Consider the following 21,656-nt stretch of genomic DNA (forward strand, 5'->3'; position numbering starts at 1 on the left):
CATCGCAGACACCGCACTGGCGCTCCTGCCCACGCCCGAGGGGCAGAAACGCCTCACAACCGGCCGCAGTCCGGCCCGCGAGAACTAACTCGGTGGCATCAGGCCGAGCCGCAGGAAGTCGGGGGTGTCGACGAGTGACTTCGCGACATTGGCGGCCATGGAGGTGACCCGCACCAAGGGCGTACCGCCGAGCGGTCGGAAATCGCCAAATCCGGACCGGAAGTCGTCCAGACATCACTGAAGTCTTGAACACGCCTGTCCGGATCTGCTTGGGTGACGGACCAATGGCCACCGACCGGTGGCTCATAGGGGGAATGGTTTCTGTGCCGGGCCGGCCATGGGGGAATGAACACGCCGTGCGACAGCGGTGCGCACCGACGTATCGGGGCCCGCTGTCCGGGTGGCCTCAGACGCGCCACTGAGCAAGGCGGGCAGGCAGTCCGGCAGCACATCACTCACACCCTTCATGCAGACCAGGGGAAGGTGCATGAGGTACTTCCGTCTGCTCGTCCTGGGCAACGGCATCTCGGCGTACGGCAGTTACCTGAACATGGTGGCGCTGAACGTCTTCGTCTACGACGCCACGGGCAGCGCGCTGGCCGCCGGGCTCTTCATGGCCGTACGGCTCGCGACGAGCGTCGTGTCCGGCTGGGTGAGCGGACGTCTCGTCTCGGCGTACGACCGCAAACGGCTGATGGTCGGCGCCGATCTGTGCCAGGCCGTGGCGCTGCTTACGCTGCTGCTCGCCCCCGACGGCATGCGCGTGGGCCTGCTCTACGCCCTCGCCGTGGTCACGGGCGGCTGCTCGACGCTGTCCCAGGTGGCCCTGCGCAGCAGCATCCCGGAGATCGTCGGGGCGGAGCACCGGGTGCGCGCCAACGGGCTGCTGGTGACGGGGCGTTCGCTCGCCATGATCGCCGGGTTCGCCTCGTCGGGCGTGGTGGTGGCGCAGGTCGGGTACTCCGCCGCCTTCGCGCTGGACGCCGTGACCTTCCTGGTCTCCGCGACGGTGCTGTTCCTGCTGCCGGTGCGGACCAAGGCCGCCCCGGTCGGCGCCGGCGGCGCGGAGTCCTCGGGCGCCGGCCGCTGGACCGCCCGGCTACTGCTCGGTACGGCGCCCGTGCTCATGGCGATGATCGCCATCCGCGCGGTGGACGGACTGGGGTCCTCGTCCCACAACGTCGCCCTGCCGATCTACTCCAGCGGCCTCGACCCCGACCATCCGGCCACGTTCATCAGCCAGTTCTGGGCCACATGGGCCCTTGGCAACATCGTCGCCCAGCAGGTGATCGGCCGGGTCACGAAGAAGAGCGGGCGGACACCCGGGGAGCGGGCCTTCGCGCTCGGAGCCTGTGTGATGTCGGCCGGGTTCATCGTGGTGTTCTGCGGGCTGCCCACCGTGCCCGCCGTCATCGCCGCGCTCGTCGCCGGAGCCGCCGACGGATTCACCGAGATCGTCTACGTGTCGCGGCTCCAGGCCGCGCCCGACGACCAGCGCGGCCGGCTCTTCGGACTCTCCGCCTCGGCCGAGAACACCGGCTTCGGCCTCGGCATGCTCGTGAGCGGCGCCCTGCTGGAGACGTTCTCGCCGCTGGCGGTGGTGGCCGCCTTCCACGGCCTCGCGATCGGACTGTGCCTGGCCCTGCTGCTGTTGCTGCTGAGAAGCGGCGGCAGGCATGAGCCTGCCGTCGAGGAACCGGTGGCCCGTGACGCCACGAAGGCGACGGAGGGACGCGGCTGATGGCCACCAGCGATCCCGACCCCCGGATGGCCGTGATCGGCATGGCCTTCCGGCTGCCCGGCGCCGACACCCCGGAGGAGCTCTGGCGCCTCGTCCACGACGGCACGGACCGCATCACCCGGTTCACGCAGGAGGAACTGGCCGCCGCCGGTGTCCCCGAGGAGGACTACCGGGCACCGGACTTCGTCGGCGCCTCCGGTGTGCTGGACGACATCGCCGGATTCGACGCCCAGCACTTCGGCATGAGCGCCCGCGAGGCCCGGATCACCGACCCCCAGCACCGTATGTTCCTGGAGTGCGCCCAGCACGCCCTGGAGAACGCCGGCTATCCGGACGAACGCGACGGCACCCGCGTCGGCGTCTACGCCAGCACCGGCTACCACCTGTACACACTCCAGAACTACCTCCTCAACAACGTCCTGCCCAGCGAACCCGTCACCGACTGGATGGCGGGCATCCAGATCACCGTCGGCAACTACGCCGACTTCACCGCCACCCGCGTCGCCTACCGGCTGGGCCTGACCGGACCGGCCGTCAACGTCCAGACGGGCTGCTCCAGTTCCCTGGTCGGCGTGCAGTCCGCCGCACAGTCGCTGCTCATGGGCGACTGCGACATCGCCCTCGTCGGCGCCACCGCCGTCCATGTGCCGCAGGTCCTGGGCTACCGCTACGTCAAGGGCTCGATCCTCTCCAAGTCCGGCCGTCTGCGGGCCTTCGACGCGGGCGCCGACGGCACCGTGGGAGGGACGGGCGTCCTGGCCGTCGTACTGAAACGGCTGGAGCGGGCGGTCTCCGACGGCGACACGATCCACGGGGTCGTCCGCGGCTGGGGCATCAGCAACGACGGGGCCGACAAGAAGGCCTTCACCGCCCCCAGCGCACAGGGCCAGCGCACCGCCATCCGCCAGGCCCTGCGGCGCGCCGGCGTCGGCGCGGACACCATCGGCTACCTGGAGACCCACGGCACCGGCACACTCAAGGGCGACCCCATCGAGTTCGACGGCGCCGCCCGCGCCTACCGCGAGGACACCGACCGCACCGGCTACTGCGCCCTCGGCTCCACCAAGGCCAACATCGGCCATCTCGACGCGGCTTCCGGACTGGCCGGGCTCGTCAAGACCCTGCTGGTCCTGAAGCACGGCGTCATCCCGCCCATGGCCAACTTCAGCGAGCCCAACCCCGCCCTCGACCTCGACCACAGCCCCTTCTACATACCCCGCACCGCCCAGCCCTGGCCCGACAGCGAAGGGCCCCGCCGCGCGGGCCTCACCTCGCTCGGCGTCGGCGGCACCAACGTCCACCTGATCCTGGAACAGGCACCCGCCCCCGCGCCCCGGACCGACGCCGCCGCCCCCGCGGACGTACTGCTGGTCTCGGCGAGCGGCGAGGACGCTCTCGCGGACAACGCCCGCGCCCTGAGCGACCGGTTACGGCAGCCGCCCGAACCGCACCTGGCGGACCTCGTCGCCACCGCCGCCCTCGGCCGGTCCCACGGCCGCCACCGGCTCGCGGTCCGCGGCTCCACCCCGGCCGCCCTCGCCGACGCCCTGGACGCCTGGCTCGCCGGCACCGCGGGAGCGGCGGCGACCACCGGGACGGCGCCCAGGGAGGGGCAGGCGCGCGTGGCGTTCCAGTTCACCGGGCAGGGCAGCCAGTACCCGGGCATGGCCGCCGCCCTGCACGAGCGGTTTCCCGTCGTACGGGAGGTGCTCGACGCCTGCGAGCACCACTACCGCGGTCTCACCGGGGACCAGCTCTTCACCGGCGAGGCAGCGGAGGACGGGGCGCAGCAGGACACGGACACCGCGCAACCCGCGCTGTTCGCCCTCCAGTGCGCCCTCGTCCGGCTGTGGCGCGAGACCGGCGTCGAGCCGTACGCCGTCACCGGACACAGCGTCGGCGAGTACGCCGCGCTGTACGCGGCCGACGCCCTCTCCCTCGACGACGGACTGCGCCTCACCATCGAGCGTGGCCGACTGATGCAGCAGCGCTGCGCCCCCGGCGCGATGGTGGCGGCGCCGCTCGACCGGGCGGCCGCCCTCGCGCTGGCCGCCGAGATACCCGGTCTGGAACCGGCCGTCACCAACGGCACTCGCGCCCAGGTGCTCGCGGGACCGGTCGAGGCCGTGGAGCGCGCGTGCGCCCTGCTGGACGAACGCGGCACACCGGGTCGGCGACTGCCGGTGACCCGCGCCTTCCACACCGCCCTGATGGAACCGATGCTCGAAGAGTTCCGGAAGGTCCTCACCGACGTGGCCCCGCAGCCGGTGCGCATCCCGTTCGTCAGCGCCCTGGACGGGGTGACCCGCCCGCCCGGCTGGACTCCCGACGCCGACCACTTCGTACGGCACACCCGCGAACCCGTCCGCTTCGACCTGGCGTTGCACGGCATCGGGGCACAACAGCCCGACGTACTCCTGGAGATAGGGCCGCACACCACCCTCAGCGGCCTGGCCCGCCGGGCGCTTCCCGCCGTGCGGTCCCTGCCCTCCCTGCGACGCGGCACCGGCCTCGGCTCCCTCTGGGGTGCCGCCGCGGGACTGCACTGCGCGGGGGCGGAGGTCGACTGGCGGGTGCTCCTGGCCGGCAGCGGGGGCAGACGCGTCCCCCTGCCCGGATACCGGTTCCAGCACAGGGACCACTGGACGGGGCCGCGCCTGACGGCTCCGCGCACGAGAACAGCAGCGAGAAACGGAGCCGAAGTGGTTCAGCAAGAGGCAGCGGTCGAGCGCGTACTCCACAGCATCGTCCACACGACCGCCCGGCACCTCGGCGAGGATCCGTCCGTGATCGTCACCGACGCGTCCTTCTTCGACCTCGGCGCCGACTCGCTGCAGATGATCAGCGTGCTGCGGGAGCTGGAGCAGGAGTACCAGGTCAAGGTGACGATGCGACAGCTGTTCGAGGAGACGGGTACGCCACGGAGGCTCGCGGAGTTCATCGCGGCACGGATGCCGGCGACGGACGGGCAGGAGTCACCCCGGCCACGGACCGCACCCGAGCCGGAGCCCGAGCCAACGTTCGCCGCGCCACCCGCACCCCCAGCAGCCACCGCCCCCGCCGTCCCCGCCCCCGCATACGCCACCCGCGAGGAACTGGAAGACCTCGCCCACAAGATCCACCAGATGTCCCAGATACAGCTCCAGATGATGTCCCAGCTCTCCCAGCTGCTCGCGCTCCAGACCGCCACCGCCACCGACCGGCTCAACGGCAAGGTGGCCAAGTGACCGGCCTGAACGGCATATCCGCCGCACTCGACCGCGACCTGGCGGCGATGACCGAACTCTCGCAGCGCATCGCCGAACAGATGGGCGCGGACGCTCCCGTCCCGGAGCCGCCCCGAGTCCATGGTCCCCGGGTGACGGTCGCGAGAACCTCGGGCATGGTGCGGGACACCGCCCCGCAGACCCAGCAGGAGCATCTGGCCGACCTCGTCCGCCGCTACACCGCCAGAACACCGACCTCCAAGAGGATCGCCCAGCGCTACCGCCGTGTCCTCGCCGACAGCCGTGCCGTCGTCGGCTTCCGCAGCGGCACGAAGGAGATGCTGTACCCCATCGCGGGCCACCGGGCGAGCGGGGCGCGGCTTCAGGACGTAGACAACAACGAGTACGTCGACATCACGATGGGCTTCGGCGTCCTCCTCTTCGGCCATGAACCGGACTTCGTGACCGAGGCCGTCCGCGAGCACCTGTCCCGCGGCATCCAGCTCGGTCCGCGCAATGTCGAGACCGGCGAGGCGGCGGAACTCCTCGCCGAACTCACCGGCCTGGAGCGCGTGGCGTTCGCGGCCTCCGGTACGGAGGCGAACTCGGCGGCCATCCGCCTGGCCCGCGCCGCCACCGGACGCGACAAGATCGTCACCTTCCTGGGCGGGTACCACGGTCACGCCGACAACGTCCTCGGCCGCCCCTCCGGCGCCGGCGCCGACCGCCCGACCGTGCCCGTCTCCCGAGGCATCCCGCAGTCCGCCGTCGCCGATCTGCTGGTGCTCGACTACGGCAGCGACGCCGCCCTGGAGGCCATCGAACGGCACGCCGGCGAGATCGCGGCCGTCGTCGTGGAGCCCGTGCAGAGCAGGCACCCCGCGCTCCAGCCGGTCGAGTTCGTACGGAAGCTGCGGGAGCTGACCCGCCGCCACGGCATCGTGCTGTTCTTCGACGAGATGCTGACCGGCTTCCGCCCCGCCCCGCGCGGCGCGCAGGAGCTGTACGGCGTCACACCCGACCTCGCCACGTACGGCAAACTCCTCGGCGGCGGCTTCCCCATCGGCGCCATCGCGGGCCGCGCGGACATCATGGACGGCGTCGACGGCGGCCACTGGTCGTACGGCGACGACAGCTACCCGCCCGCCGACACCACCTTCTTCGGCGGTACGTACATCCAGCACCCGGTCTCGATGGTCGCCGCGCGCGCCGTACTGACCCACCTCAAGGAGAACAGCCCGCACCTGCAGGAGCGGCTCAACGCGCGGACCGCCGAACTGGCCGCCACGCTCAACGGCTTCTTCGAGGCCGAGGAGTACCCGCTGCGGATGAGCCACTTCGGCTCCCAGTTCCGCTTCGAGCACCGCGCCGACATGGAGCTCCTCTACCACCACCTCATGCTGCGCGGCGTGCATGTGTGGGAGTGGCGCAACTTCTTCCTGTCCACCGCCCACTCCGACGGTGACATCGAGTTCGTCGCGGACGCCGTTCGGGACTCGCTGCGCGAGCTGCGGGCGGCGGGCTTCTTCCCGGGCGTACGGCCCGTGGCCGCGCCGAAGGCCGCGTCACACGAGCCGGCGCCCCCCGCGCCCGAGCCGGTTGCCGCGATGGCCTGGAACGCGGCGGCCGTCACGGAGTCGCGCAGGGCACCTGCCGACGAACCCGCCGCGCGTACCACCGACTTCAGCGTCTACTTCTTCGGCGACTACCCGCGGGACGCCTCGACGCCCCGGCACGGCCAGTACGAACTGCTCCTGGACGTCGCCCGATTCGCCGACCGGCACGGCTTTCACGCGCTGTGGATGCCCGAGCGCCACTTCCACTCCTTCGGCGGCCTCTTCCCCAACCCCGCGGTGCTCGCCGCCGCGCTGTCCCGCGAGACCGAACGCATCCGACTCAACGCGGGCTCGGTCGTCCTGCCCCTCCACGACCCCATCCGGGTCGCAGAGGAGTGGTCGATGGTCGACAACCTCTCCGACGGACGGGTGGGCATCGGTGTCGCCAGCGGCTGGAGCGCCAACGACTTCGTCTTCTTCCCCGAACGTTTCGGCCGGCACAGGGAGCTGATGTACGAACAGCTGGAGGAGGTACGGAAGTTCTGGCGGGGGGACGCCCTGCGCCGGACCGGCGGCGACGGCGAGGTCGAGGTACGGCTCTTCCCCCGGCCGGTGCAGGACGCCCCGCCCATGCACACCGCGGTGGTCGCCAACCCCGCCTCGTACGAACTCGCCGCCCGCCACGACCTGGGCATCGTCACCAACCTGATGACCCAGAGCGTCGAGCAGCTCCGGGACAACATCGCCCGGTACCGGCGCACTCGGGCCGCGCACGGCCTGGACCCGGACGCCGGGCGGGTGGCCGTCCTGCTGCACACCTATCTCGCGGACGACCACGACACCGCGCGGACCGAGGCGTACGAGCCGCTGTCCCGCTATATGCGCGCGTCCCTGTCCGTGTTCAGCGGCGTCACCAACAGCCTCGGGCACAACATCGACCTGGCCGAGCTCAGCGAGGACGACCTGGACGCCGTGTTCCGCCGCGCCTACGGGCGTTACTGCGACCAGCGTGCCCTGATCGGCACGGTGGACAGCGTGCGGCCGGTGGTGGAGGCGGTGACGGCGGCGGGCGCCGACGAGATCGTCGCCCTGGTCGACTTCGGAGTCCCGCAGGAGGCGCTGCGCGAGGGTCTGCCGCGTCTGGACGCCTTGCGTCGCCGCTACCACCGACGGACCGGGACCCGCCCGGCACCCGCTGCCGCTGAGATCGCCTCCGCCGACGCCCCCTTGTCGCCGGGCCAGGAACGGATCTGGTTCCTGGAGCGGCTGCTCCCGGGTCGTACCGCCTACAACGAGATCAAGGCGATCCGCCTCGACGGCCCTCTCGACGTGCCCGCCCTGCACGCCGCGCTGCGCGGTGTCGTGGCCCGGCACGAGGGCCTGCGCACCGTCTTCCGGGAGATCGGGGGCGAGCCGCGCCAGGTGGTGCGAGCAGCCGCCGAACCGGACTTCGAGGTCGTGGACGCCACTGCCGGCAGCGGTTCCCGGACCACGCTCCAGGACGTCCTGTCGGCCGAGAGCGCCCGCCGCTTCGACCTGGCGGCCGGCCCGCTGTTCGTCACCCGGCTGGTCAGGCTCGCCGAGGCCGAGCACGTCCTGGTGCTGTCCCTGCACCACATCGTGGTCGACGCGGCCTCCGCCACCGTCCTCGCCCGCGACCTCTCCGCCCTCTACCGAGCCGAACGCGACGGAACCGCCCCCGACCTCCCGGCGCTCACCTGGACCTACGCCGACCACACCAGGGAACAGGCGGCGGCGTCCGCGCACAGCCCCGAGGCCGACGAGGACCTGGCCCACTGGCGCCGCGTCCTCGGCGGCGACCTGCCCACGCTCGCCCTGCCCACCGACCGGCCGCGCCCGGCCACCATGACCTCCAACGGCCGGGCCGTCTTCCACACCCTCGACCCCGAACTCTCCCGCCGACTGCGCGAGTTGAGCCGGGTCCGCCGCAGCACCCTGTTCATGACGCTGCTCGCCGGATACACGGCGATGCTGCACCGGGTCACCGGACAGACGGACCTCGTCGTCGGCACCCCCATCTCGGACCGGCCCGAGCGGGCCGAGCATGTGCTCGGGTTCTTCGTGAACACACTCGCGCTACGCCTCGACCTGTCCGGCGACCCCACCTTCGGCACACTCCTGGACCGGGTGCGCACGGTCGCCCTCGACGCCTACGACCACGCCCGGGTGCCCTTCGAGCGCGTGGTGCGCGAGTTGGACCCGCCGAGGGCGGTCGACCGGACACCGGTGTTCCAGGCGTTCGCCGAGTTCCAGCGGGCCGAGCCGTTCCGCTTCGAGCTGCCCGGCATCGAGGCCACACCCCTGGACGCCGGACCGGACAAATCCCTGACCGATCTCACCGTCTACTTCACCGATCAGCCGCACGGTGTGCGCTGCCATCTGGAGTACAACACCGACCTGTTCGACCCGTACACGGTCGAGCGGTTCTTCACCACTCTCCGGGATCTGCTGGCCGCAGCGGTCGAAACGCCGGACGCACCGCTGTCCCGGCTCGCCCCGGCGGTCGTCGAGGGCGAGCCCGTGCCGCAGGGCTGGCAGCGCGGCCCCGCCCGTCCGCTCGCCGACTCCACCGTCGACGACCTCGTCGCCCGGCAGGTGTCCGCAACACCGGGCAGTACGGCTGTGATCAGCGGTGACGCCCGGTTGACGTATCGTCAACTCGACGATCAGGCAGAGCGGTTGGCCGCCGCACTCCGTGAACAGCACCCTGAGGGTGGCGGTGAGGTCGCGCTGTGGCTGCCTCGCTCCGCCGACCTCGTCGTCGCCATGCTCGCCGTGCTCAAGGCGGGATGCGCGTATGTGCCGTTGGACCCGTCCCTCGGGCGAGCGCGCGCCGAGCAGATCATCGCCGAGTGCGGAGCCCGGGTCGTGGTGTCGACGCGCGACGAGGCCGCCGCCCTGGAACTGCCCGCGGACGTGACCGTCGTACCGCCCGACACGACCGCGCGACACCCGTCGCGCTCCGCGTCCCGCGCCGGCGGCCACGCGCCATGCTGCGTCCTCTACACCTCGGGCAGCACCGGCACCCCCAAGGGCGTCGTCGTGCCGCACCGCGCTGTCGTCGACCTGTGCGAGTGGCACCACCGGCGCTTCGCCTGCACCCCGGCCGACCGCGGCTCCGTCGTGTGCAGCCAGAGTTTCGACGCCTCCCTCCTGGAGATCTGGCCTGCCCTGACCGCGGGGGCGTCGGTCACGATCGCCGACGAGGAGATCCGCAGGGACCCGCTCGCCCTGGCCCGGTGGTACGCCGAGCAGGGCGTCACCTTCTCCATCCTTCCCACCGCCCTCGGCGAACAGGTGCTGCGACTGCCTGCGGGCGACCAGCCGCCACTGCGTCATCTGCTGCTCGGCGGAGACGTACTGCGCACCCGGCCGCGCCCCGAGGCGCCGTACGAGACCGTGAACGTGTACGGGCCCACCGAGATCACGGTCCTGTGCACCACGGAAACCGTCACCCCGCAGGGCCAGGACCTCGCCGAGCCCATCGCCATCGGACGCCCGGTCGACAACGTACGGCTGAGCGTGCTGGACGAGTCGGGCGCCCCGGTCCCCGTCGGCACGGTGGGGGAGCTGCACGTCGCCGGGCCGGGCGTGGCCCTCGGCTACCTCCACCGCCCCGACCTCACCGCGGAGCGGTTCCAGCCGGATCCGGATGCCGCTCCGGACGCGCGCCGGTACCGCACGGGTGACCTGGTCCGCTGGACCGCCGACGGGAAACTGGAGTTCTGCGGCCGGGCCGACGACCAGGTGAAGATCCGTGGCTTCCGGGTCGAGCCCGAGGAGGTCTCCCATGTGCTCAACGCCCTCGACGGCGTCAGCGAGGCGGCCGTACTGGCCCGGCGCGACAACCGGGGCGAGGCGTATCTCGCGGCCTACGCCGTGCCCGCCGACCCGGTCGGCACGGCGGCCGACGACCGCCAGGCCCGTGCCGACCTCCTTGCCGAGGAACTCGCGGCCCGGCTGCCGGAGTACCTCGTGCCGCGCGCCTGGCGCATCCTGCCCGCCCTGCCCGTGACGGGCAACGGCAAGCTGGACCGGTCCGCGCTCCCGGCACCGGACCTCGTCACCACGGCACCGAGCCGCAGGCCGAGCGGCGGCGGGGAGCCGGCGGCCGGTCACGGGACGGACATCGGGCGTCGAGTACGGCGGCTGTGGGCGGACGAGTTCGGGATCGACGCCGACGGCATCGCGGACGACGCCTCGTTCTTCGATCTGGGCGGCCACTCGATCACGGCGATGCGGTTGGTCAACCGCGTCCGCGAGGAGTTCGGCACCGAGTACCCGATGCTGGGCTTCTACCAGGACCCGACCCCGCGAGCCATGACGGCCCAACTCGAGGGCATGGCAGGCGAGACGACACGCCGGCCGCCAACAGCCGATGACGCACCGGCCGACGACGCACCTGGCGATGTGGAACGCCGCGCGCCCGCCACCGCGCAGCAGTCCCGCTTCGCCACGGTCCACGCCGACCACCTCCTCCCACAGGTCTTCAACGTCGCCCTGCGGATCACCTTCTCCGGTGACCTGGACGTGGCGGCTCTGCGGACCGCCCTGACCCGGCTCGTCGAGCGGCACGAGGGACTGCGCACCCGCCTGGCCCGCAGCGGCGACGGCTGGGAGCAGCAGGTACTGCGGCCCCGCCCGGTGGAACTACCGGTCGAGGACCTCACCGGACGACGAGCGCACGAGCTTCGGTCCGCCGTGGAACGAGCCGGCGCCGAGGCCGCCGAGACACCGCTGGATCCCATGGCCGGCATCCCGATGACGCAGCGCCTGCTGCGTACCGGCGAGAGCACCTGGGTCCTGCTGCTCGTGCTGCACCACTCCGCCTGCGACGGCTGGTCCGTCAGCCTGCTCCTGAAGGAACTGGCCGCGCTCTACGGCTCGGAGGCGAAGGGCGAACCCGACACCCTCCCGCCGGTGGGATGCCAGCCCGTGACGTACGCCCAGTGGCAGCTGGAGCAGGCCGGCGAGGCCGCCGACGAAGAGAAGGTGGAGTTCTGGCTGCGCGAACTCGACGGAGTGCCGTTCACCGTCGACCTGCCGCTGGACCGGCCCCGTCCGAAGAGCGCGAGCGGACGCGGCGGCGCCGTGATGTTCACCGTGCCTGCCGAGGTACGGACCGCCGTCGAGCGGCTGGCGAGAGCGCGAGGTACGACGCCCTTCGCGGTCACGGCGGCGGCCCTGGGCCGGATGCTCGCACAGAAGTCCGGCCAGTCCGACGTCGTGTTCAACGTCTCCTACGCCAACCGTGAGCGCCGCGAGTTCGAGTCCCTGCTGGCATGCACGGTCACCGGCTTCGCGCTGCCGGTGCGGGATGGGGCCGCGGATTCCTTCGCCGCGCTGACGGACCAGGTCGCCCGGACGACGGTGGAGTGCATGGACCGGGCCCTGCCGGTACGCCGGATCGCCCCGGCGATGCGCGAGCGCAGGGGCGTCGAGGTACCGGACCGGCTGGACGTCGGCTTCGCCTACCAGAACTCACTGGAGGCGGAGGTCGAACTGCCCGGTCTGACCACGGCCATCGAGGACCTCGCACCCGCCGCGGCCCGGACGGAGCTCACCGTCGGGCTCGTCCCGGCCGGGGACGAACTCAGGGGCTTCGTCGAGTACTCGTCCGACCTGTGGGACCGCGGCACCATCGAGGGCTGGACCCACGACTACGTCGCCCTCCTTCGCGAGGAGGTCGGACGGGCGCTGGAGCGCTGAACCCCCTCGGCGTCCGCCGTGCCACGCCGGCCGGCGGACGCCGATGCTCACGCCGCGCTGCTGCTCCTCGGCATCCAGTGCCGGCAGGTCATCTCGTGCTCGGCGCCGAGGCTCGTCCACCAGCGCTCGCAGCACGCCGAGTCGAGCTCCGCCCGGACGATCGCCTCGGCGGCATCGCCGCCGCCACGCGATGCCCGCGCGATCAGATCCAGCAGGATGCGCCGCTGTTCGCCGATCACCGTCTCCCGTACGACGGCGATGACCGGTACGAGACCGGCGGCCGCGAACAGACAGGCGGCCCACATCGGGCCGTAGCGGAATTCGAGGATCGAGGTCCAGGCGAGCCCCGCGCTCGTGGCGATGTAGAGGACACACAGCAGGCGGCTGGAGCAGTTCATGGGTGTACACCGTCCTTGAGGCGGATCGCTTCCCTCTGTCCAACTACTCACGGCCCTCTCGGATTCGGGTGATTTTTCCCACCGTGACCCACCAGGCCCGGACCGCCGGGAATGACTAGGCGCCGACCGGGGCCTTCCTCTGGAACGCGGAGCGATAGGAGTGCGGCGTGGTGCCGACCACCCGGCGGAACCGCTCGCGGAACGCCGTCGGCGAGCCGAACCCCGCCTGCCGGGCGATCCGCTCGATCGGATGGTCGCTGTTCTCCAGCAGATACTGGGCCCGCCGTACCCGCGCCCGCAGCAGCCACTGCAGGGGAGTGGTGCCGGTCTGTTCACGGAACCGGCGGCCGAAGGTGCGTTCGCTCATCCCCGAGCGCTCCGCCATCGCCCCGATGGTGATCTCCCCCGCGAGATTGTCCTCGATCCACTCCAACAGGGGTTCCAGCGCCGAGCCGCGCGGCACGGGCGGGTGCTCGTGCACGATGAACTGGGCCTGCCCGCCCTCCCGTTCCAGCGGTACGACGGACATGCGGGCGGTGTGGGCGGCCACGGCCGACCCGAGGTCCCGCCGGATCATGTGCAGGCACATGTCCAGTCCCGCGGCGGCTCCGGCGGACGTGAGGATCTGCCCGTTGTCGACGTACAGCACGTCCGGCTCCACATGCACGCCGGGGAAGCGTCGGGCCAGCTCGCCGGTGGCCATCCAGTGGGTGGTGGCGCGCAGCCCGTCCAGCAGTCCGGCCTCGGCCAGGACGAAGGCGCCCACGCACACGGACGCGATGCGCGTGCCGGTCCGCGCGGCCTCTCGTAGCGCCGCCAGGACGTCCGCGGACGGCGGCTCGGTGCCGTCGCAGCCCGGCACGATGATCGTGTCCGCGTCCGCCAGCCCGTCGAGCCCCCGGTCGATGCGCAGCGCGAAGCCCTCCGTGGTCACCTCCGGCGATTCCGCGCACAGCCGGACCCGATAGGGGCGGCGGCCATCCGGCAGCCGCGTCCAGCCGAACATCTGGAAGGGCGTCGCCATGTCGAACGGCACCACATTGTCGAGAACCAGGATCGCCACGGTGTGCATGAACGCCACCTTAGGCAGGTTCCCGCCAACGACAGAAGGCCAGGTCATGGGTTGGGTTCCGGGTACAGGATCCGGGAACAGGACCTGACGGCGAGGCTGGCGAGAATCCGTTGGAAGCTGTCATTTCAGCCCCTGTGTGATCAGCTGGAAGATCCCTAACGTGGGCGGGAGCCGCCGCCCCACGTGAACTGGGGCCGAGGCCGCCTGATGCCACGCCGACACGGAGACCGACAGCACCCGATGACCAAGATCCTGCTCATCCTTCACGTCCTTGCCGCCATCATCGCCGTCGGCCCCGTCACCGTCGCCGCCAGCATGTTCTCGCCGGCCGCGCGCCGCGTCCCGGCGGCGGACGGGGCGGTGGCGGTGGGTACCGTCCAACTGCTGCACCGCATCTGCCGCCTCTACGCGGCCATCGGGGTGTCGGTCCCCGTCCTCGGCCTGGCCACCGCCCTGGCGATGGGCGTCCTGGGCAGCGGATGGCTCATCACATCCATCGCCCTGACCACCGCGGCCGCCGGCCTGCTGATCGCGTTCGTCCTGCCCCGCCAGGAGGAACTCCTGGAGCAACTGAGCGCCCTGCAGCCCGTCGAGCGCTCGGCCACGGTCCAACTCGCCATGGTCACCGGGATCTTCAACCTTCTGTGGGCGACCGTCACCATCCTGATGATCGTCCGGCCGGGCTCGACGACGGGTGCCTGACCCGGCGCCTGGGCGGCCCACGACGATGCGTCGGGGCCGCCGTAGTGCCCGTTCGTCCGCCGTCAAGCACTCTGGCAGAATTCGTACTTCAGTGTGCGTCGGCGCCTAGACTCGACAGCCGTGCCCAAATGCACACAGGGCCACGACAGGAAAGGCGCGTTGACGGGTGTTCCAGGATTCCCCCATTTACGACCGGCTGATCGCGGAGCGCGGCGACATCCCCACCCAGGTGCGCAGGGAGGCAGAACGCGTCAGCAGGGAAATCGAGTTCGCCATGCAGCCGCTGCTGTCCCGCGGCAACGCGGTTGCTCCCGGCCCCCCGGCCCCGACATGGCAGCGCGGCGCCCTGCCGCCCGGCCCCCAGCAGCGCTGAGCCGCGTCAGGTGACCTTCACGCTCGCCCCGTTGACGTGCGGCTCCTGCCCGCCGACGGGGCGAGCGAGCCACTCGGCGATGCTCCGGGCGATCGGCTGGCCCGTGTCCACCTCGACGAAGCCGAACTGCCCCGACTGGTTGCACTCCAGGAACCACCACGTCCCGTCGGCGTCCTCGACGAAGTCGAAGGCCCCATAGGCGAGTTCGGCGTCCCGCAGGTACGCGCGGACGGCCTCGGCGACGCGCGGCGCGACGTCGACGGGGCGCCACGGCACGTCGGACGCGGCGAAGCGGACGTCCACCTCGGCCTCGCATCCCGTCGCCTTGCGGGCGGCCAGCAGCCGGTCACCGACCGCGGTGAGACGGATGTCGGCCCGCTTGGCGACGCGGCGTTGCAGCAGGGTGGGTCCGAACGCGACGGCGGAGAAGTCCGTGTCCGGGGCCACCCTGCTGGTCGGCACCGCGCGGGGCGGGTCCTGCGGATGCGCGCCGGAGACCGGCTTGACCACCAGATCCGGATAGCGCTCGGCGAACTCGCGGGCGGCCTGCGGAAACGTGGTGATCAAGGTGGCCGGAACGGGCAGACCGCACCGCTGGGCCAGCCGCAACTGCCAGGGCTTGTGACGGGCCCGGCGAGCCGCGTCGGGATGGTTCATCCAGCGGGCGTCGCTGCCGCGCAGCATGCCGTACAGCGCCTGCCCGGACTCCTCCGTCAGCCAGGCCGAGGCACTGGCGGCGCGCTGCGCGGCCGGCCCCGGCCTGCGCAGCCAGACCGAGCGCAGCCCGCCGATGCTCACCAGGCGCCCCGCGGCCGAGAGATGGCCGCGGAAGGCGCCGTGCACGAACTCGCCGGACAGCGCGACCCCGCCGGTCAGGTCGGCGGGATCGAGGCGGAACACCGGAACGCCGGCCGCATTGAGGTGCACGACCACCATGTCCGCGGTCACGTCCTCTTCGTTGGTCAGAATCAAGACGGTCATCGTCGCCGACCCGCGTTCAGTCGTCGAAGTGAGTCTTCGAGCCCGCCGTGGACGTGGTGGTCGCCAACTCCCGCAACAAGGCGTGGTCACAGGCGGCTATACGGCCGTCACGGAGCACGTTCAACTGCATACCGGAGTCGTAGGCGTACGGAGCGGTGACCTCCAACTCCACTGCCGGCCGTGCATAGTTGAGCGCGAACGGTTGCATCGTCTCTCCCTCAAGGTGCTGCTCCGATCGAGCCTGGTCACCCGGCGGCGGTTCCTCGGTCCGCCGACGCCCTCTGGTGTCCACTTACTTAAACGAATCGAACGCGTGGTTGGTTTCCTTACTTTCCGTAATCAGTGGCGTCCGGCGGTCCCGCCTCGGGAGAGCGGCGCAGGGTACGCAGTGCCAGCAAGAGCACGCCGATGTCGTCCAGATACACCGGATCGGGCACCAGATCGGCGGGCAGCACGAAGTACAGGACGGCACCCCAGAACACCCATCGCGGCCCGGTCGGCAGCCCGGAGCGGCGCAGCAGCCGTCGGGTGCGCACGAGCCGCACCAGCACCCCGACGGCCACGGCGAGCACGACTGCCGCGAGGGCCACGACGACGACGATCACCGTAGTGGTCGACTCCACTGACCCTCCTCCTGCCGGTGTCGCACATCACACGCACTGCTAGTCGGATGCCCGCTCGAGTGGTCCGCATTGCATGACGGCGGTCACCCGGCCGCATCCCTTCACCCGTCAGGACGGAAGACGCAGATAGCGGCCGGTCACCTGCTTGACCGGCCTCCCGGGCAGACGAAGCACGCACCGAAGCGCACCCGCCCCACGCAGTAGCGCCCTCCCACGAATCCGCCGCAGTCGGCATACGCCGACGGAGTGCACGGGTCGGTCGTTTCCCCTACTTTTCGCTCGCCTACTTTCCGCTCGCTCCGGCTAGCGGTCGGAGGTCTCCGGCTGTTCCTCCGTGGCGGTCCTGCGATTCCGGGCGTTGCCCTTGAGGCGCTCGAAGGTCCGGGTCAGCTGCTGGAGGGGGGACGCCGGTGCGTCGGCGCTCGGCTCGGGCCGGGGCTCGGGTACGGCCTCGGCGGACTCCCGGAAGGCGGCCAGCGCCGCGTGCGCCTGTTCGGCGGCCTCGCGGTACAGGTCCCGGGACTTCGTCATCGCCTCCAGAGCCTCCGCGTACATCGCCACCAGCTGCCGCTCGCGGGCGAGTTCCTCTTCGAGGGTCAGCAGCCGCCAGTCCGCCCGCAGGGCGGTCAGGGCCTCCTCGCCGCCGTCCGGCAGCGGCCGCGGCAGGGCGGCGAAGCGGGTCACGGCGTGAATGAGTTCGGCCGGCTCCGAGCCGTCGAGGAAGACGCTGCGTACGGCGAACTCGTCGGCGTCGTAGCCGGACGGTGCCGGAGTCCCGGGCAGCACCACGGCACCGCCGCGCGGCACCTGCACGTCGTGCTCGCGCAGGGCCCAGTTCACGACCCGCAGCTGGCTGGGCGAGGCACGGTGCTCGACCACCCGGTGCCGCAGGCCGGGCGGCAGCATCCCGGCCAGGGGGGTGCGGCCGCGCTGGTCGGTGGTCATGGCCTCGTGGACGACGACATGGATGCTCCAGCCGTCACCGGCGGCGTCCCGCAGCACACGCCGGACGGCCTTGTCGTCCGAGGGGAGCGGGTTGATGGCCCGCAGTCGCAGGCCCGTGGCCACGTCGTGGTCCCAGGTCGCGTCCGGGTCCTGCGGCCAGAACATCGCGGCCGGCGACGGCCACCGCGGGTCCCACGGGGCGTCGGCCTCCGCGATCAGCGTCCACTCCTGACCGTCGTCGGAGCCGTGCTCGACGGTCAGCCGGGCCCGTACGGTCACGGTCTCGGCGACCCGCCAGCGGGCCTCGAAGGCGGACACCTGGGCGCCCTCGGCCTCGGGCACCTCCAGGAAGTCGTCTACGGTCCGGCTGTCCTTGAGCTGCCGCAGACTGAGCCGGAGTACATCCTGCGCGGCGGGCCCGAGGTGACGGCCGCGGGCCGACCACACCGTCGAAGGGATGGTGGGGCGGGTGCTGGAGGAGCTGGGCATGGGTCCATCTGTGGGCGGGGGTACGTGCTCGTACCAGTATGTCGCCGCCGGTTGGTCCCGAACGGGCGGGGGTGCGCACACGGGGTGTGTGCGCACCGCACCGACCGGCCGCCGCTCACTCGTGGCCCGCGCCACGTCCCGTCAGGACAATGGCCCGGTGAGCAGGACCCGCCCACCATCCGCATTGGGGCGGGTCCTGCTCGTCCGCGGGCGCTCGCTCAGTTGTGGTAGCCGATGTAGCCGTTGCCGTCCCGGTCGTTGCCGCTCTTGGTGTAGGCGTGCGAGTCCGCCCCGGCGCCCGAGGGCTTGTAGAGGTAGATCGAGTCCGCGTCGTTGTTCCACATGAAGTTGCAGTTGTCGCGGTAGACGACGTTGTTCTGGTCGGAGTCGGTGCCGTTGCCGCCCCTGAGCTTCACATAGTCACCGGGCTGCAGGCTGTGGTTGGCGGTGAACGTGAAGCGGTTGCCGGCCTTGTCCTTCACGACATAGCCCTTGAGGTTGACCGTGGTGCCGGACGAGTAGTTCTTGATCGTGAGGTATTCCTCGTCGGTGTTGCCGGTCCGGCAGTTGTTCGAGTCACGGCCGGGCGCGTCGTACTGGATGCCGCGGATCTTCAGCGCGGACGAGTACTCGGTGGCCTGGGCCGGGGCGGCGGAGAGGGCCGCGAGCGTGCCGGCCGCGACGGCGGTTGTGGCGACAATGCGTATGCGCATGGAGAAATATCCCCCCGTGTGGAGCTACTGTGAAGATCAGGAGTGTATCCGGGGAAGGTGACCGCTGTGCCGGCTTCACCGAAAAGCGGGAAAACCGAGAGGGCCGGGGGTTGACCCCCGGCCCTCTCCGTCGGCGTCGGTGTCGGCGCGCTACGCGCCGCTCTCCCGAAGCATGTCCTCGCGCTCGACGATCTTCACGCGCTCACGGCCCTGCGGCTCGCCCAGCGCCTTCTCGGCGGCGTCGAGCTTGTACCAGCCCTCCCAGGTGGTGAACCGGACCTCGCGCTCGGCGAGGAACGCCTCCACGGCCTCCGGCTCGGGCGAACCCGGCGTCTGCAGACGGCCGTTCGCGAAGTCGTCCAGCAGGTTCGACACCGTCTCGTTGGCGTCGCCCTTGGTGTGGCCGATCAGACCCACCGGACCGCGCCGGATCCAGCCGGTGACATACGTCGACCGCAGGTGCTCGCCGGACTCCTGGATGACCCGGCCGCCCTCGTCCGGGACGGTGCCCGAGCCGATGTCCCAGGGCAGCTTGGGGAGTTTGTCGGAGAGGTAGCCGACCGCGCGGTAGATCGCGGTGACGTCCCAGTCCTTGAACTCGCCGGTGCCCTTGACGTTGCCGGTGCCGTCCAGGGTCGTGCGCTCGGTGCGCAGGCCGACGACCTTGCCGTCCTCGCCGAGGATCTCGGTGGGCGACTCGAAGAAGTGCAGGAACAGCTTGTGCGGACGGTCGCCGACGTCGCGGATCGCCCAGTTCTCCAGGGTCTTGGCGACCATGTCGGCCTGCTTGTTGCCGCGCCGGGTCTCGATCGAGCCCTCGTCGTAGTCGATGTCCTCGGGGTCGACGATGACCTCGATGTTGGGGGAGTGGTCCAGCTCCCGCAGCTCCATCGGGGAGAACTTCGCCTGGGCCGGGCCGCGGCGCCCGAACACATGGACTTCCAGCGCCTTGTTGGCCTTCAGGCCCTCGTGGACGTTCGGCGGGATCTCCGTCGGCAGCAGCTCGTCCGCCGTCTTGGCCAGGATGCGGGCCACGTCGAGCGCGACGTTGCCGACGCCGAGGACGGCGACCTTCTCCGCCTGAAGCGGCCAGGTGCGCGGCACGTCCGGGTGGCCGTCGTACCAGGAGACGAAGTCGGCCGCGCCGTAGGAGCCGTCGAGTTCGATGCCGGGTATGCGCAGCTCGCGGTCGGCCGTCGCGCCCGTGGAGAAGATCACGGCGTCGTAGAACGCGCGCAGATCGTCCAGGCTGATGTCGTTCGGGTAGTCGACGTTGCCGAAGAGACGGATCTGCGGCTTGTCCAGCACCTGGTGCAGGGCCGTGATGATGCCCTTGATGCGGGGGTGGTCGGGGGCGACGCCGTACCGGATCAGCCCGAACGGCGCCGGCATGCGCTCGAACAGGTCGATGGACACACCGGGTTCGGCGGCCACCTTGGACTTGAGCAACGCGTCGGCGGCGTAGATCCCGGCGGGGCCGGCTCCGACAATGGCTACCCGCAGGGGGCGGGGCATGATCAGGTTCCCTTCGAGAGGCGATAGATCGACTCGAACGGGAAGCCTAAACTAAGGCAAGCCTAAGTCGGTACGCGGGTCCAACCTATGAGCTCATAAACCCATTCTATGGGCTGGTCCGGGGTTGCCGTACCGCACGGGCGGCACGGCAACCCCGGGGTCTCGGTCAGCCGATGTGATAGCTGTCCCCGTACACCTTCCAGTCCAGCGGCGTATTGAGGTCCAGGTTGCCGTTGCGCAGGAAGACCCGCTGGGCGGTGTCGACCCGGCTGGTGTCGCTGTGGGCCTCCTCCTGCTTCATGGCCCACACCCGGGCGTCCAGGAAGGCGTTCAGATAGGCGACTTCGTCGCCGCCCTGCGCCGGCGGCCGGGCCCGGTTCAGGGCGCGCCCCCGGATGTTGCGGAAGCTGGTGGGGTCGGTGCCGTCGCCGTGCATGACGATGGCGTCATAGTAGGCGAACTGACCGAGCGCCCTGAGGCCGTCGGTCTTGCCCTGCCGGACGGCCGGGTTGAAGTACACCCGGTCGCGTTCGTCGTTCTGCGCCTGCTTGAACGCCTGGTCCTGTGCGGCCCGGCCCCAGTCGCGGGGGTAGTTCGGGTCGAGCCCGTCGTGCGAGTCGGTGCCGTCGACCCGGCGCAGCGCCGGCAGGTACGGGGCGAGGACGTTGCCGGGGCGGCGGTCCGAGTACAGCTCGACGAGGTCGAGCATGTCGCCCGTGCCGGAGCAGAAGCCGATGATGCCGGCGGTGTAGCCGCGGCCGTCGCCGATGTCCTCGATGTACTTGTACTGCGCCTTCCAGTCGAGCGAGGAGTTCTCCGCGCTCGACACCAGCTTCATGGCGATCTCCTTCTTCGCCGGGTCGTCGAGTCCCACCGCGGCGTGGTGCGCGGCGGCGGTTGTGGGGTTGAGGAATGGGGTGGACGCCACTGACGCGCCGATCAGGGCGAGGAGCGTGCGGCGCGACGTGTGCGTGGGGTGGTGCTTCACGGCGGCTCCAATGGGGGGTGGGGGGTGGGGAGTTGGCCGTACGTGACACTGATAGGAAGGTTTCCTATCAGATGCTGGGCGCAGAGGGCACCCGTCGCGTCAAAGGTTCGTACCTATCTACAAGCCGGCGCCGGCTACGGCAGCGGCTGCTCCGCCCAGATCACCTTGCCCGCGGGCAGATACCGGGTTCCCCAGCGCTCGGCCAGCTGCGCGACCAGGAACAGGCCGCGCCCGCCCTCGTCCGTCATCGCCGCGTACCGAAGATGCGGCGAGGTGCTGCTGCTGTCGAAGACCTCGCAGATCAGGCTCCGGTCGTGCAGCATGCGCACCCGGATCGGATCACCGCCGTACCGGATGGCGTTGGTGACCAGCTCGCTCAGGATCAGCTCCGTGGTGAACGACAGCTCCTCCAGGCCCCAGCCCTCCAGTGTCCGCGTCACCGCGGAACGGACCTGGGCCACGGCCGCCGGGTCGGACGGCACCTGCCATTCGGCCACCAGGTCCGCCCCGAGCGCCCGGGTACGCGCCACTAGTGTCCTGCGCCGGAGATGCGTCGGCAGAAGCGGGCGAGGGAGTCGAGGATCTCCTTGGCGGTCTTGGTCCAGATGAAGGGCTTGGGGTCTT

The 21,656-nt window shown here is 71.1% G+C and carries 15 protein-coding genes and 1 pseudogene; 5 read left to right on the top strand and 11 right to left on the bottom strand.

The window, feature by feature from the left end; genetic code table 11:
- Positions 1-96: 96 nt before the first annotated feature.
- Positions 97-186 (bottom strand): annotated as a pseudogene (locus ACZ7NC_RS41480) (TetR/AcrR family transcriptional regulator); the annotation flags it as partial.
- Between the two features lie 301 nt (positions 187-487).
- Between ACZ7NC_RS41480 and ACZ7NC_RS41485 the strand changes: the two are divergent.
- From ACZ7NC_RS41485 to ACZ7NC_RS41495, 3 genes are read left to right on the top strand one after another with little or no spacing between them, the layout of a single operon-like run.
- Complete coding sequence (locus ACZ7NC_RS41485; RefSeq protein ID WP_471496836.1) at positions 488-1,741, top strand: MFS transporter; 1,254 nt, start codon at positions 488-490, stop codon at positions 1,739-1,741.
- Positions 1,741-4,968: a type I polyketide synthase gene (locus tag ACZ7NC_RS41490; protein ID WP_471496838.1), complete on the top strand. Its 3,228-nt coding sequence runs from the start codon at positions 1,741-1,743 to the stop codon at positions 4,966-4,968. The genes ACZ7NC_RS41485 and ACZ7NC_RS41490 overlap by 1 nt, the downstream gene beginning before the upstream one ends.
- A complete protein-coding gene (locus ACZ7NC_RS41495; protein ID WP_471496840.1) occupies positions 4,965-12,233 on the top strand; it encodes a MupA/Atu3671 family FMN-dependent luciferase-like monooxygenase in 7,269 nt (2,422 codons plus the stop codon). The genes ACZ7NC_RS41490 and ACZ7NC_RS41495 overlap by 4 nt, the downstream gene beginning before the upstream one ends.
- A gap of 47 nt (positions 12,234-12,280) precedes the next feature.
- Here ACZ7NC_RS41495 and ACZ7NC_RS41500 read toward each other — a convergent pair whose 3' ends face one another.
- The gene (locus ACZ7NC_RS41500; protein ID WP_471496842.1) at positions 12,281-12,631 is read right to left on the bottom strand and encodes a hypothetical protein; all 351 of its coding nucleotides are present in this window, start codon (positions 12,629-12,631) and stop codon (positions 12,281-12,283) included.
- 115 nt (positions 12,632-12,746) lie between these two features.
- Positions 12,747-13,703 carry a GlxA family transcriptional regulator gene (locus ACZ7NC_RS41505; protein WP_471496844.1) on the bottom strand — a complete coding sequence of 319 codons (957 nt, stop codon included), beginning with the start codon at positions 13,701-13,703 and terminating at the stop codon, positions 12,747-12,749.
- Between the two features lie 240 nt (positions 13,704-13,943).
- Between ACZ7NC_RS41505 and ACZ7NC_RS41510 the strand changes: the two genes are divergently transcribed.
- Together ACZ7NC_RS41510 and ACZ7NC_RS41515 are read left to right on the top strand one after the other, a co-directional pair.
- Positions 13,944-14,405 (top strand): hypothetical protein, encoded by a 462-nt coding sequence (locus tag ACZ7NC_RS41510; protein WP_471496846.1) that lies wholly within the window; start codon positions 13,944-13,946, stop codon positions 14,403-14,405.
- Positions 14,406-14,571: 166 nt separating this feature from the next.
- A complete protein-coding gene (locus ACZ7NC_RS41515; RefSeq protein WP_471496848.1) occupies positions 14,572-14,778 on the top strand; it encodes a hypothetical protein in 207 nt (68 codons plus the stop codon).
- 6 nt (positions 14,779-14,784) lie between these two features.
- Here the strand turns inward: ACZ7NC_RS41515 and tgmB are convergent, their stop codons facing one another.
- The 8 genes from tgmB to ACZ7NC_RS41555 form a co-directional block, all read right to left on the bottom strand.
- Positions 14,785-15,759, bottom strand: coding sequence for an ATP-grasp ribosomal peptide maturase (gene tgmB, locus ACZ7NC_RS41520; protein ID WP_471496850.1), 975 nt, complete (start codon positions 15,757-15,759; stop codon positions 14,785-14,787).
- Between the two features lie 16 nt (positions 15,760-15,775).
- Entirely contained in the window at positions 15,776-15,967 is a 192-nt protein-coding gene (gene tgmA, locus ACZ7NC_RS41525) for a putative ATP-grasp-modified RiPP (RefSeq protein WP_404094505.1), read from the bottom strand.
- Positions 15,968-16,085: 118 nt separating this feature from the next.
- Positions 16,086-16,382, bottom strand: a complete 297-nt coding sequence (locus ACZ7NC_RS41530) for a DUF1232 domain-containing protein (RefSeq protein ID WP_471496852.1) — start codon at positions 16,380-16,382, stop codon at positions 16,086-16,088.
- Between the two features lie 303 nt (positions 16,383-16,685).
- Complete coding sequence (locus tag ACZ7NC_RS41535; protein ID WP_471496854.1) at positions 16,686-17,816, bottom strand: hypothetical protein; 1,131 nt, start codon at positions 17,814-17,816, stop codon at positions 16,686-16,688.
- Positions 17,817-18,034: 218 nt separating this feature from the next.
- Positions 18,035-18,529 carry a lamin tail domain-containing protein gene (locus tag ACZ7NC_RS41540; RefSeq protein WP_471496856.1) on the bottom strand — a complete coding sequence of 165 codons (495 nt, stop codon included), beginning with the start codon at positions 18,527-18,529 and terminating at the stop codon, positions 18,035-18,037.
- 150 nt (positions 18,530-18,679) lie between these two features.
- Positions 18,680-20,044 carry an FAD-dependent oxidoreductase gene (locus ACZ7NC_RS41545; protein ID WP_471496858.1) on the bottom strand — a complete coding sequence of 455 codons (1,365 nt, stop codon included), beginning with the start codon at positions 20,042-20,044 and terminating at the stop codon, positions 18,680-18,682.
- Between the two features lie 166 nt (positions 20,045-20,210).
- Positions 20,211-21,032: a chitosanase gene (locus ACZ7NC_RS41550; RefSeq protein ID WP_471496860.1), complete on the bottom strand. Its 822-nt coding sequence runs from the start codon at positions 21,030-21,032 to the stop codon at positions 20,211-20,213.
- A gap of 134 nt (positions 21,033-21,166) precedes the next feature.
- Positions 21,167-21,656 (bottom strand): ATP-binding protein (locus tag ACZ7NC_RS41555; protein ID WP_471496862.1); only part of this gene is annotated, 490 nt, incomplete at its 5' end.

The organism is Streptomyces sp. NPDC111802, assembly GCF_055634335.1.

What these genes read in the sequence shown, in the direction of transcription:
- ACZ7NC_RS41485 (WP_471496836.1), top strand. Translation starts at nt 488, where the DNA reads ATGAGGTACTTCCGTCTGCTCGTCCTGGGCAACGGCATCTCGGCGTAC.
- ACZ7NC_RS41490 (WP_471496838.1), top strand. Translation starts at nt 1,741, where the DNA reads ATGGCCACCAGCGATCCCGACCCCCGGATGGCCGTGATCGGCATGGCC.
- ACZ7NC_RS41500 (WP_471496842.1), bottom strand. Translation starts at nt 12,631, where the DNA reads ATGAACTGCTCCAGCCGCCTGCTGTGTGTCCTCTACATCGCCACGAGC.
- ACZ7NC_RS41505 (WP_471496844.1), bottom strand. Translation starts at nt 13,703, where the DNA reads ATGCACACCGTGGCGATCCTGGTTCTCGACAATGTGGTGCCGTTCGAC.
- ACZ7NC_RS41510 (WP_471496846.1), top strand. Translation starts at nt 13,944, where the DNA reads ATGACCAAGATCCTGCTCATCCTTCACGTCCTTGCCGCCATCATCGCC.
- tgmB (WP_471496850.1), bottom strand. Translation starts at nt 15,759, where the DNA reads ATGACCGTCTTGATTCTGACCAACGAAGAGGACGTGACCGCGGACATG.
- tgmA (WP_404094505.1), bottom strand. Translation starts at nt 15,967, where the DNA reads ATGCAACCGTTCGCGCTCAACTATGCACGGCCGGCAGTGGAGTTGGAG.
- ACZ7NC_RS41535 (WP_471496854.1), bottom strand. Translation starts at nt 17,816, where the DNA reads ATGCCCAGCTCCTCCAGCACCCGCCCCACCATCCCTTCGACGGTGTGG.
- ACZ7NC_RS41540 (WP_471496856.1), bottom strand. Translation starts at nt 18,529, where the DNA reads ATGCGCATACGCATTGTCGCCACAACCGCCGTCGCGGCCGGCACGCTC.
- ACZ7NC_RS41545 (WP_471496858.1), bottom strand. Translation starts at nt 20,044, where the DNA reads ATGCCCCGCCCCCTGCGGGTAGCCATTGTCGGAGCCGGCCCCGCCGGG.